We start from the raw sequence: 12,618 nt of genomic DNA, 5'->3' as shown, positions 1-12,618 counted from the left end.
AGGCGGCATTATAGAGATGCCGCTCATATTGGCAAGCAATAAATGCGTTTTTTATTAAAAAAAGAGGTTAAGCGAAGACATTTCAACCAAGGGCTTATTTATACCACTTTCACCCCAAGTTTCGAACAAATTACCCACAACGACCTGTGGATAACTACTCTCCACTATCAAAAAAGTAAGATAAACGAGCCCTAGGGTTTAGATACTCTCGAACTTGTTCAGGTAATTTGCTTGGATGAACGGCATTAACGATTTTGATCTCTTTAATAAAGAGGTCAATGATCGGAGCTTGGGTTCTTGGCACGCTAGGATCATAGATAAGTACATTTGGATAAAGCATATGTTTAGCGTTAACGGATATCACAATCCCAATCGAGTCATTTGAAAGCTGTACTACAGTTCCTGGTGGATAGACTCCCATGAACTTAACTAACAGCCCCAAGTTATCTTGGCTATATAGATGCTTGCAGCTCTTATATAGGTGGGACAGTGCCAAATACGGGATCATTTGTTGAGATTGCGTTTTACCATGGCAAAGGTTATCAAATGCATTAGCCACGGCGACTATCTTGGCAAATTCATCAATCTCATGTTCTTTTAAGCCCTCGGGGTAGCCAGAACCATCATTCATCTCATGATGTTGAGCGATCACCTTTTTAGCACTTTCAGGAAAGTCATCAATTGCCGATACAATATCCGCACCGTATTTAGTATGAAGCTTCAGGTAGTTCTCTTCTGGCACCGTTAGTGCACTCTGCTTTCTTAGTATCGCGACTGGTATTTTGATCTTGCCTACATCGTGAAACAACGCTGCGAATGAGAGGTCTTTCAATTGCTGTGTGTTATAGCCTTTGGCCTTTCCTATCATCAGTGCAACAACCGAAACATTTAGAGTATGAAAGTAAATATCTTCGAAATCTGCTTTAGCATTCATAAGGTGCAAGGTGACGTTATCATCGCTCACTAGAGTTTCAACGATATCATCAACAAGAGCCTTAACCTCCCCTACCGCATCTAAAGGTCTGTTACGGATCTTGGTCATCACAGATCGCATTCGAGCAAGCGAACGTTCAAACTCTCTCTCACAATGACTCACCCTGCGGCGGTAAGAGCTAAGGGTTTCGATACGCTCATGCTTATCTTTCCACATTCTTTCCGTTTCAAGGCTTACCTGTGAATCAATATCGACTTCTTGTTCACCTACGTGATTAACAGGTAAAGGTGAGGTATCACTTTGACTCAGGTTTATATAGACGTGCTTAATCCCAAGATGTCGAATTACTTTTACTTGAGCGTCATCTTTGATTTTAAAGCTGTTGAATAAAAATGGGTGTTCATTCCATTTTACGGGGAGTCGTATATGCAGACCGGGCTGAATGCGATCTACGGTAATCTTTATGCTGCCCATTTTTATATATAATATTGATGATTAATCTCTATTTATAATTCTAATAAAACCAAGCAGCAATTTCACTATCCAATTTCACAGGCTCAACTTAAAGAGTCGCAGTGCACCATCCAGCGTATACCGAATTTATCTTCTACTTTGCCAAATCGAGCCCCCCAAAAAGTATCTGCGAGTGGAGTCATTATCCGCCCTCCCTTCTTGAGCTTTTCAAAGATTTGTTCTTGAGTCGCGCTATCTTCAGTCACAAGAGAGAGAGCGAGATTGTTGCCTTCAAGTTCTTTTGCCTTAACACCATCAGACATCATCAGCTTCATACCAAACGCTTCGAACTCAGCATGCATAACCCAATCAGGTTGAGCGCCCTCGATTACCTGTGGTGCATCACTAAAAAGCTGCTTAGATAAAACCACACCACCAAAGCACTTGTGATAAAAATCCAACGCTTCATTACAACGACCATCAAAAAACAAGTAAGGGGTTACTGTCAGCATATCTATCTCCTCTGTTAGTCCTTTAAACATAGACAATAGAAAAGAGAATGACAGGTAACATCATGATTTAAGATAATTAATTCATTATCAGATCGAATAGCGAAGGGAAATTATGAGATTTAGGAGTGAAACATCAAGATCTGTCTGATTGAAGAGCAACTGCAACGACACGCCGGATTTCAAATTCACATACGTCCAAAACATAGAAAGGTCGCTATAAAAGCGACCTTTCTATGTTTGGTACCGATAGGCGGACTGATTGGACAGGCATTCTTGCCGCCACCGTGAAGGCAATGCTTCCTATACCCCACAACAAAGCCCCGATTTTCATCTAGGCTTTGTCATTTAAATATGGTGCCGGTAGGTGACTTGACTGGGCTTGCATCCAAGCCGACACGCTGGATTTAAAATTCACAAACGCCCAAAGCGACCTTTCTATGTTTGGTACCGGTAGGCGGACTGATTGGACAGGCATTCCTGCCGCCACCGCGAAGGCAACGCTTCCTATATCCCAGATACAACAAAGCCCCGACTTTCGTCGAGGCTTTGTCATTTAAATATGGTACCGGTAGGCGGACTTGAACCGCCACGCCCGAAGGCAACGGATTTTGAATCCGTCGTGTATACCAATTTCACCATACCGGCATTATCTTGGGGCATTGCCCTTTCGATGTTTGGCATTATACGTATGCGAACTGATGTGGCAAGTATAAAAACTTGAATTCATGTGTGTTTGCCGATAATTTCGCCACTAAGTCATAAGCTGTGCGTCATGTCTCTTTTCAGGCTAAGCCTTAAACTATATTCTGACGCCTCAATTTTTAAAGAAGTAATAACACATGACATCAACAAACACTCTGCCACCAGCAGGAGTCATGCGCCGATATGGTGCCTTGTTCTACGACGCTCTGATCGTAATCGCTATTGAAATGTTGGCGGCTGGCGTCATTGTCGCTCTACTGCACGCGCTCATGGCTCTCGGCATTTTTAACCACAGCGGTTATGCCGATGTTAGTGACTTCTTAACCAACCATCCGATTTGGAGCCCTGCATATACCTTTTACTTAGTCGCCGTTTGGGTATATTTCTTCGTGTTCTTCTGGACTAGAGCTGGTCAAACTCTCGGCATGAGAGCTTGGAAGCTGCGCGTTCAAAACAAAGATGGCTCAGCGATCACAGTAACTCAGGCGCTGATTCGTTTAGGTACTTCAGGTTTTGGATTGGCAAACCTATGTGTTCCATTCGATCCAAAAAAGCGTGGCTTTCACGATATCTGGGCAAAGACCGAAGTCGTTGTGTTACCACAAGCACGATAATGTGATTTAAGTTAGCTCCAATCAAGATCAAAAAAGGAAGGCGTTATGCCTTCCTTTTTACTATTTACAGTTTCCGCCTCAAGAGCATGATGGCAATTCCAAGGAACACCACGCTCGGGGCTATTGCGCCAAAGGCGGGTGGTATTTGATAAACCAAACTCACTGGGCCAAAGAACTCACTGGATATATAGAAGGTAAAGCCAGCAATAACACCTGACAAAATCCTCGCACCCATGGTCACACTACGCAAAGGACCAAAGATAAACGACAGTGCCATCAACATCATAACCGCGATCGAAATTGGCTGGGTTATCTTTCTCCACAGCGCCAATTCATAGCGTGATGCATCTTGCTCTGACGCCTTCAGATAAGAAACATAATCATACAACCCACTTAACGATAGCTCTTCTGGTTTAACCGTTACTATCGCCAACTTATCTGGAGCTAATGACGTTTCCCAAGAGTAAGTCGGTAAACTTTCTTTAGTAATTTGAAGTTCGTTTTCAAAAGACGTGATCTCTACATCCTTCATCGTCCACACGTTGTCTCCAACGTAATCAACTTCGTCAGAATAAATAGCGGTTTTAAGTGCCTTGTTTTCATCAAAGCGCCACATGTTCATTCCATATAGCTTCTGGTCATCGATTTTGACAATGAAGATGAAGTCATTGGCATCACGAGCCCAGACACCACTTTGCGTCGAAATAATATTACCACCAGCAATCGAGATAGTTCTTAAATCACGAGCCATTTTCTGCGCTTGCGGTGCTCCCCATTGACCAAGCAATGTCACCACGATCATCAGTGGAATAGCTGTTTTAAGTACTGATAGGCCGATATCTAACTTAGAGAAACCAGCTGCCTGCATAACGACAAGCTCAGAACTTGCAGCAAGCATACCAAGCCCTATCAATGCGCCAAGCAATGCAGCCATTGGAAAGAACATTTCGATATCACGAGGGATACTCAATAAAACGAAATACAGCGCTTGTAATAGATCGTATGTACCACGGCCAACTTTTCTTAGCTGTTCTACATATTTGATGATCCCAGAGAGACCAACAAACGTCACCAATACCAGTGACGTCGTTGCGATGATGGTTCTGCCTATATATAAATCGAGAATCTTAAACACGGCTTAAGCCAACCTCTTATTCTTGAATTTTTCTTTCAAACGCCTTACTGGCACGCTATCCATAAAGTTGGCACCAATCGCGACAAATAACAATAACGCATTGATTGGCCACATGCCGATTACCGCAGGAATGCTCCCCTCTTCGATTGAAGACTTGGTTGCACTGATTGCTAAGAAATAGGTGAGATAAATCAGTATTGCTGGGCCGATTTTCGCAAAACGACCTTGTCGAGGGTTTACCGCAGACAGTGGCACGACAAGCATGGTCAACAATGGAATACAAAGTACCAAAGAAATACGCCACTGCAACTCTGCTTTCGCACTATTATTTGAGTTACCAATCAGTTCAAGCGTAGGGATCGCTTCCCAGTCTCGACCTTTCTTCTCAACTTCACGCTGACCAATCAGGCCTTCGTATTCTTCAAAGTGTGTCACCCTGTAGTCAAGGCGAGTCGGAATGCCTTCATGACGAGTACCATCGTACATTACGATCACTTGGCGACCATCACTGAGCTCTTTTACATCACCTGACTTCGAGAACATCACACTTGGCAGTACAGAATCACGCGGACGCATTTGAGCTACGAACACGTTTTCTAACTTATTACCGTCGATATCATCAATAAACACGACAGAAGAGCCATCCGGCGTACCTTCAAACTTACCTTTTGGTAGCAAATCAACGCTGTTCTCTGCAGCTACTTCTTCATACATTTGTTCAACTTTGTCTTGTGACCAAGGAGATAACCAAAATGAGTTAAAGGCTGCAACAGATGCCGTAATTAAAGCGAGGTAAAGCGCAGATTGGATCAGGAATTTATTACCGATACCGGTGGCGTTCATGACCACTATTTCACTTTCAGCGTAAAGGCGGCCAAAAGTAAGCAAAATACCAATATAGATACTGAGTGGAAGCATCAATAGGCCCATCGCTGGCATATTTAAGCCAACAATCGACAATATAAGACTCGCAGGGATATCACCATCAGAGGCATCCGCTAAAACACTGATGAATTTTTGGCTGAGAAACACGAGAAAGAGAACAAAAAAGATCGCAAATTGGCTCTTGATTGTCTCGCGGATCAAATATCTAACAATAATCACGCTCAAATTACCTATACAAAACTTGTTTTTTTGATTGAATCACTATAATTTCCCGTTGAACCTTTTATTTTTTTAAATTTTTAGCTAAGTGTTAGCGTTCTTCTTTAAGGTTAGTTCCATTATAGGATCCAACAAGTAAGAACCCATTATCTAACATTTAGTTCGATTTGTCTTCAGGATGTAGGAGTACGCATGGAGTTCAGTGTAAAAAGTGGCAGCCCAGAGAAACAGCGCAGCGCATGTATCGTTGTCGGTGTATTCGAACCGCGCCGCCTTTCTCCAGTAGCCGAGCAATTAGATAAGATTAGCGATGGCTACATTAGTTCACTGCTTCGTCGCGGTGATCTAGAGGGTAAACCTGGCCAGATGCTACTACTGCATCAAGTACCTGGTGTACTTTCAGAACGTGTTCTACTGGTAGGCTGTGGTAAAGAACGTGAGCTAGGCGAGCGTCAATACAAAGAAATTATCCAAAAAACCATCAGTACACTAAACGAAACAGGTTCTATGGAAGCTGTATGTTTCCTTACAGAACTTCACGTTAAAGGTCGCGACACTTATTGGAAAGTTCGCCAAGCGGTAGAAGCGACTAAAGATGGTCTTTACACATTTGACCAATTCAAGAGCAACAAGCCAGAGACTCGTCGCCCACTACGTAAATTGGTATTCAATGTACCAACACGTCGCGAATTGAGCCTGGGTGAGAAAGCAATCTCTCACGGCCTTGCTATTGCTTCAGGTGTAAAAGCGTCTAAAGATCTAGGCAACATGCCACCAAACATCGCAAACCCTGCTTACCTTGCTTCTCAAGCTCGTCGTTTAGCCGACGATTACGAGACAGTGAAGACTAAGATCATTGGCGAAGAAGAGATGGAAAAACTGGGTATGACATCATACCTAGCAGTTGGCCGTGGCTCTAAAAATGAATCGATGATGTCTATCATGGAATACAAAGGCGCTCCGGATCCAGATGCGAAGCCGATTGTATTAGTCGGTAAAGGTCTGACTTTCGATTCAGGCGGTATCTCGCTTAAGCCTGGTGAAGGCATGGATGAGATGAAGTACGACATGTGTGGTGCGGCGTCTGTATTCGGTACAATGAAAGCACTGGCTAAGCTGAACCTGCCTATTAACGTGGTTGGTATCCTAGCCGGTTGTGAAAACATGCCGGGCAGCAATGCTTACCGTCCAGGTGATATCCTAACGACAATGTCAGGCCAAACGGTTGAAGTACTCAACACTGATGCTGAAGGTCGCTTGGTTCTATGTGATGCTCTAACTTACGTTGAGCGTTTTGAACCTGACTGTGTTGTCGATGTTGCTACGCTAACTGGCGCATGTGTTATCGCTCTAGGTCACCACATCAGTGGCGTTCTATCGAACCACAACCCACTTTCTCACGAACTTGTTAATGCTTCAGAGCAAGCAAGTGACCGTGCATGGCGTCTACCAATGGCAGACGAGTACCATGAGCAGCTAAACAGCCCATTCGCTGATATGGCGAACATCGGTGGCCGTCCTGGCGGCACAATCACTGCTGGTTGTTTCCTGTCTAAATTCACTAAGAAGTACCACTGGGCACACATCGACAGTGCTGGTACAGCTTGGAAGTCAGGCGCAGCGAAAGGCTCGACAGGTCGTCCTGTCTCAATGCTAGTCCAATTCTTATTGAACCGCAGCGGCCAAGAGACTGAAGAGCAATCTTCAAAATAATAAAAAGGGCCTACGGGCCCTTTTTTAATAAGCGCTATTTGTTAGACCCTGTTAACCAAGTAACATTGATATCCACGATTTTCAGTTCGAGTATTAAGTATGCAGACTGCTACATTTTACATTGTGCCTTCAGACAGCCCGCAAGCCAGCGAAGATGGTTTTGCTCACTATGTGCTGTTTCTTGCTCAGCACTTTGCAAAACAAGGCGCTAAACTTTATCTCAACTGTAATGACAAAGAGCATGCCGAGCGTATTGCTGAAGTTTTCTGGCAAGTCGAACCCTGTGATTTTATTGCGCACAACTTGGTTGGCGAAGGCCCGAAGTATTCAACCAACATCGAAATTGGCTATCAAGGCGTAAAACATAATTGGAATCGTCAGCTAGTAATTAATCTGGCCGATAATAATACAACCTTTGCGAACGCCTTTGCTCAGGTGATAGACTTCGTCCCTTGCGAAGAAAAAGCTAAGCAACTCGCTCGAGAAAGGTATAAAATTTACCGTCAAGCTAGATATCAGCTACAAACTATCGAGATTCAACATCCATAGTCAAACCTCATAGTTAAAGCTATCTTTGGATTTAGATTCAAGAAGCTTCACTTATGAAGTTTGACCACGATTAACCATTCACAGTATCCGTTTAAGAGCACTATGGAAAAGACATACAACCCAACATCAATCGAACAAGCTCTGTATAAGACTTGGGAAGAGAAAGGCTACTTTAAGCCACACGGTGACACATCAAAAGAAGCTTACAGCATCATGATCCCGCCACCGAACGTCACTGGCAGCCTACACATGGGTCACGCGTTCCAAGATACGATCATGGATACGCTTATCCGTGCTCAACGTATGAAAGGCAAAAACACGCTTTGGCAAGTGGGTACTGACCACGCTGGTATCGCAACTCAAATGGTTGTTGAGCGTAAGATTGCTGCCGAAGAAGGCAAAACAAAACACGACTACGGCCGTGAAGCTTTCATCGACAAGATCTGGGAATGGAAAGGCGAATCAGGTGGCACGATCACTCAACAACTTCGTCGTCTTGGTGCATCTGTAGATTGGGATCGTGAACGATTCACTATGGATGACGGCCTATCGGCTGCGACTCAAGAAGTGTTTGTTCGTCTATACGAAGAAGACCTAATCTACCGTGGTAAGCGTCTAGTAAACTGGGATCCTAAACTGCACACTGCAATCTCTGATCTTGAAGTTGAAAACAAAGACAAAAAAGGTTTCATGTGGCACTTCCGCTACCCGCTAGCGAACGGCGTTAAAACGGCAAATGGTAAAGACTACATCGTTGTTGCGACTACTCGTCCTGAAACCATGCTTGGCGATACTGGTGTTGCTGTTAACCCAGAAGATCCTCGTTACAAAGATCTTATCGGCAAAGAAATCCTACTTCCTGTTGTAAACCGTCTTATCCCTATCGTAGGCGATGAGCACGCAGACATGGAAAAAGGCACGGGTTGTGTGAAGATCACTCCAGCTCATGACTTTAACGATTACGAAGTGGGTAAGCGCAACAACCTACCGATGATCAACATCCTAACGTTCAACGCTGATATCCGTGATGCTGCTGAAGTCTTCACTACGAACGGCGAAGAATGCGATGTTTACTCAACAGATATCCCTGCTAAGTACCAAGGCATGGAGCGTTTTGCTGCACGTAAAGCTATCGTTGCTGAATTCGATGAGCTTGGTCTTCTTGAAGAGATCAAAGATCACGACCTAACTGTCCCTTACGGCGACCGTGGTGGCGTGGTTATCGAACCAATGCTGACTGACCAATGGTACGTGCGCACAGCTCCTCTTGCAGAGCCAGCAGTTAAAGCCGTTGAAGATGGTCAAATCCAATTCGTACCTAAGCAGTACGAAAACATGTACTTCGCGTGGATGCGTGACGTGCAAGACTGGTGTATCTCTCGTCAACTTTGGTGGGGACATCGTATCCCAGCATGGTACGACAACGATGGTAAAGTTTACGTAGGTCGCACTGAAGAAGAAGTTCGTGAAAAGAACAACCTAGCGCCTGTTGTTGTGCTTAAGCAAGACGACGACGTACTGGATACTTGGTTCTCTTCTGCACTTTGGACGTTCGGCACACAAGGCTGGCCTGAAGATACTGAAGCACTGAAAACATTCCACCCATCTGAAGTACTAGTATCTGGTTTTGATATTATCTTCTTCTGGGTTGCTCGTATGATCATGATGACCATGCACTTCGTGAAAGACGAAGATGGCAAGGCTCAAGTACCTTTCAAAACTGTTTACATGACGGGTCTTATCCGTGATGAAAACGGCGACAAGATGTCTAAGTCGAAAGGTAACGTACTTGACCCAATCGACATGATTGACGGCATCGGCCTTGAAGAGCTAGTAGAAAAGCGTTGTGGCAACATGATGCAACCTAAACTGGCTGCTAAGATCGAAAAAGCGACACGTAAGACTTTCGAAAACGGTATCGAACCTTACGGTACTGATGCGCTACGTTTCACTCTTGCTGCTATGGCTTCAACTGGCCGTGACATCAACTGGGACATGAAGCGTCTTGAAGGTTACCGTAACTTCTGTAACAAGCTATGGAACGCAAGCCGTTACGTACTAATGAACACAGAAGAGCACGACTGTGGCATGTCACTGTCTGTAGAAGACCTTGCAAACATGGAATTCTCTCTAGCAGACAAGTGGATTGAGTCTCAGTTTGAAGTTGCAGCGAAAGAGTTTAATGCTCACCTAGACAACTACCGTCTAGACATGGCAGCAAACACGCTTTACGAATTCATCTGGAACCAATTCTGTGACTGGTACTTAGAGCTAACTAAACCTGTTCTTTGGAAAGGTACTGAAGCTCAACAACAAGCGACTCGTTACACGCTTATCACGGTTCTTGAGAAGACTCTGCGTCTTGCTCACCCTGTTCTTCCTTACATCACTGAATCTATCTGGCAGAGCGTTAAGCCGCTAGTAGACGGCGTTGAAGGCGAGACAATCATGACTCAAGCGCTTCCTCAGTTTAATGAAGCTAACTTCAATGCTGAGATCGTTGACGACATCGAATGGGTTAAGACTTTCATCACTGCTATCCGTAACCTACGTGCGGAATACGACATTGCACCAAGCCAAGGCTTAGAAGTAATGATCAAGGTTGCTGATGAGAAAGATGCCGCTCGTATCGAAGCGAACAAGATCGTTCTTACTTCTCTAGCTAAGCTAGACGATATTAAAGTTCTAGCTGATGGTGAAGAGACTCCTGCTTGTGCAACTAAACTGGTTGGCAAATCTGAGTTGATGATCCCAATGGCGGGTCTTATCGACAAAGATGCAGAGCTTGCTCGTCTAGATAAAGAAGTCGCTAAGACTCACGGCGAGATTAAACGTATCGAAGGTAAGCTAGGTAACGAAGGTTTCGTTGCTAAAGCACCAGAAGCAGTTATCGCGAAAGAGCGTGAAAAGCTTGAAGGCTACAAGGAAACTCTTGTTAAGCTTGAAGAGCAAAAAGCGACAATCGCTGCGCTTTAAAACCGAGTGAACGAGAAGGCTTCAAACTTCTCGGTCTAAATAGAAAGGTTGGTCTTGGTGACCAGCCTTTTTTTATGTCCCTGATTCCAATATTCCAATGCTTCTCACTCTATTCTCACTCTAGCCGCACTGATTGATAGGTTTCATCTATCAAATTAATCTCTACTTCCCATTATACTTAATGATAATAATTCTCAATAATAGACCTATCAAAACAACACAACGATTGAGTAATTATCATGAAAAAGACACTAACCTTTGCTGCATTACATTTTACTATCGCATTTAGTGTCGCTTATGTACTAACAGGCGACATCTTAATTGGTAGCTTAATCGCTATGATTGAGCCCTCAGTGAATACTGTTGCCTTCTATTTTCATGAAAAGGCGTGGGCTCAAGTTCCAGCGCTTAAAGCTCGTCAGTGGATGACCAAATTAAAAACAGCAAGCTTTGCTACCATCCACTTTAGTGTTGCCTTTACTGTTGTCTACTTGTTGACTGGAGATGCTTTTATCGGCGGTGTGATGGCTTTGCTAGAGCCAACTTTAAATACCGTTGCTTACTACTTCCACGAGAAAGTCTGGTTACGTAAATCAGGCGACCAAATCGCACAACAACAATTCTGTTTGCACCAACATGCTTAGTCACCATATATTGGGTCACATATTAGTGACCCTTTCATAGGCAGATCATGGAACAAATTGCTGAGTTCACCCTTAGACCCATTACACCGCAAGACAACCCAAGCATCGCACAAATCATTCGCCAAGTTTCGGCTGAGCATGGACTCACAGAAGATAAAGGTTATGGCGTAGCCGACCCAACACTCGATGATATGTACTCTGTCTATAGCCAAGCGAATGCAATGTACTGGGTTATCGAACACAACGGAAAGATCGTCGGAGGCGGTGGCTTTGCCCCTCTAGCAGGTAAACCCAATGTGTGTGAGCTACAAAAGATGTACTTCTTACCGCAAACTCGAGGGCATGGCCTAGCCAAGCGAATTGTCGCTTTGAGCTTAAAGCAAGCCAAGCAACTTGGGTATCAACACATGTATTTAGAAACGACGAAGTGCTTGGGTGCTGCGGTCAAACTCTATGAGAAGCTTGGGTTTGAGCATCTTGAGTCAGCTTGGGGAGAAACAGGCCACGACGCTTGTGAGGTTGTCATGGCCAAGTCGTTATAAGCAGAATGCGCCGCTATAGCGAAAGAAGATAACGCTAAAATATACGGAGTTAACGTAGAAAGTTACTGACGCAAGAAGTTGGGTTCAAGGCAACAAAAGAACTCTCTTCTTGCCCATCAAGTACCACTTCTAATGGGTATAGATACTTGGGGTTAGGATTCTCAATATCAAAAATGATAGGAGCTTCGACCTGGAACACGACGCCAGTATGTTCAGCGCGTACATCAATCGGCATCACGAGAGTCATACCATTAAACTTGATGGATGCCGATACTAACCCCGCCTTTAGCGTTTGATAGATAACATCCACTTTAAACTCACAGCCACCACCGTGGTGCCAGATCTGCTCTGTGACAACTTGCTCTAGCTTGACGTTTCGAACGAACTGCAGGTATGGCGCTTGCCAAATCCCGATGCGTGAATCAGATTTAGCGATAGCCTGTGAAGATACAGAGTCATCCATGTCTTCTTCAAGCAATAGGCTCTCCTCTTCTTCAAGGAAAAGGATCTCGAAACGGTTTCGGCCGGACTGCATATAAGGACGGATATCTTTACGGTATTCAGCTTGGCTACCATCACAATCAAAAACAGCCACACCATTAAGTCGAACTTCAGCAAAATAATCGACTCCAGCCATCACTAACTCAACAAATGGACACGCTAACATAGCGTCATCCACTTCGATGTCGTGCATCAGGTGCCACTCTTGCTCTGCAATTTGACTTTCACTCAAGCTATCA

Annotated in this window: 11 protein-coding genes and 1 tRNA gene; 6 read left to right on the top strand and 6 right to left on the bottom strand. The window is 44.2% G+C overall.

Annotated features, from left to right (window positions below):
• Positions 1 to 154: 154 nt before the first annotated feature.
• The 3 genes from AB4512_RS11475 to AB4512_RS11465 form a co-directional block, all read right to left on the bottom strand.
• Positions 155 to 1,408 carry an HD-GYP domain-containing protein gene (locus tag AB4512_RS11475; protein WP_017063746.1) on the bottom strand — a complete coding sequence of 418 codons (1,254 nt, stop codon included), beginning with the start codon at positions 1,406 to 1,408 and terminating at the stop codon, positions 155 to 157.
• An 83-nt stretch (positions 1,409 to 1,491) separates the two neighbouring features.
• Positions 1,492 to 1,899 (bottom strand): VOC family protein, encoded by a 408-nt coding sequence (locus AB4512_RS11470; RefSeq protein ID WP_017058940.1) that lies wholly within the window; start codon positions 1,897 to 1,899, stop codon positions 1,492 to 1,494.
• 560 nt (positions 1,900 to 2,459) lie between these two features.
• Positions 2,460 to 2,544, bottom strand: a tRNA-Leu gene (locus AB4512_RS11465).
• Positions 2,545 to 2,738: 194 nt separating this feature from the next.
• On the opposite strand from AB4512_RS11465, the gene AB4512_RS11460 reads away from it, so the two are divergent.
• The gene (locus tag AB4512_RS11460; protein WP_372136557.1) at positions 2,739 to 3,215 is read left to right on the top strand and encodes an RDD family protein; all 477 of its coding nucleotides are present in this window, start codon (positions 2,739 to 2,741) and stop codon (positions 3,213 to 3,215) included.
• Positions 3,216 to 3,279: 64 nt separating this feature from the next.
• Here AB4512_RS11460 and lptG read toward each other — a convergent pair whose 3' ends face one another.
• Positions 3,280 to 4,350 (bottom strand): LPS export ABC transporter permease LptG, encoded by a 1,071-nt coding sequence (gene lptG / locus AB4512_RS11455; protein ID WP_017058938.1) that lies wholly within the window; start codon positions 4,348 to 4,350, stop codon positions 3,280 to 3,282.
• A gap of 3 nt (positions 4,351 to 4,353) precedes the next feature.
• Positions 4,354 to 5,454, bottom strand: a complete 1,101-nt coding sequence (lptF, locus tag AB4512_RS11450) for an LPS export ABC transporter permease LptF (protein WP_017058937.1) — start codon at positions 5,452 to 5,454, stop codon at positions 4,354 to 4,356.
• Between the two features lie 192 nt (positions 5,455 to 5,646).
• Between lptF and pepA the strand changes: the two genes are divergently transcribed.
• From pepA to AB4512_RS11425, 5 genes are all read left to right on the top strand, one after another.
• Positions 5,647 to 7,167: a leucyl aminopeptidase gene (gene pepA, locus AB4512_RS11445; RefSeq protein ID WP_017058936.1), complete on the top strand. Its 1,521-nt coding sequence runs from the start codon at positions 5,647 to 5,649 to the stop codon at positions 7,165 to 7,167.
• Positions 7,168 to 7,266: 99 nt separating this feature from the next.
• Positions 7,267 to 7,716, top strand: a complete 450-nt coding sequence (locus AB4512_RS11440; protein WP_372163472.1) for a DNA polymerase III subunit chi — start codon at positions 7,267 to 7,269, stop codon at positions 7,714 to 7,716.
• A 102-nt stretch (positions 7,717 to 7,818) separates the two neighbouring features.
• Positions 7,819 to 10,692 (top strand): valine--tRNA ligase, encoded by a 2,874-nt coding sequence (locus AB4512_RS11435; RefSeq protein WP_372163470.1) that lies wholly within the window; start codon positions 7,819 to 7,821, stop codon positions 10,690 to 10,692.
• Positions 10,693 to 10,931: 239 nt separating this feature from the next.
• A complete protein-coding gene (locus tag AB4512_RS11430; RefSeq protein WP_136989334.1) occupies positions 10,932 to 11,336 on the top strand; it encodes a DUF2061 domain-containing protein in 405 nt (134 codons plus the stop codon).
• A gap of 47 nt (positions 11,337 to 11,383) precedes the next feature.
• On the top strand, positions 11,384 to 11,878 hold the full coding sequence (locus tag AB4512_RS11425) for a GNAT family N-acetyltransferase (RefSeq protein ID WP_017066666.1): 495 nt from the start codon (positions 11,384 to 11,386) through the stop codon (positions 11,876 to 11,878).
• Between the two features lie 49 nt (positions 11,879 to 11,927).
• Here the strand turns inward: AB4512_RS11425 and AB4512_RS11420 are convergent.
• Positions 11,928 to 12,618 (bottom strand): glycosyl hydrolase 2 galactose-binding domain-containing protein (locus tag AB4512_RS11420; protein ID WP_372174933.1); only part of this gene is annotated, 691 nt, incomplete at its 5' end.

The organism is Vibrio sp. 10N.222.52.B7 (genome assembly GCF_041474275.1).
In the GTDB taxonomy this organism is placed as follows: Bacteria; Pseudomonadota; Gammaproteobacteria; order Enterobacterales; family Vibrionaceae; genus Vibrio; species Vibrio crassostreae_C.
This window is presented reverse-complemented; position numbering and strand designations above follow the sequence as displayed.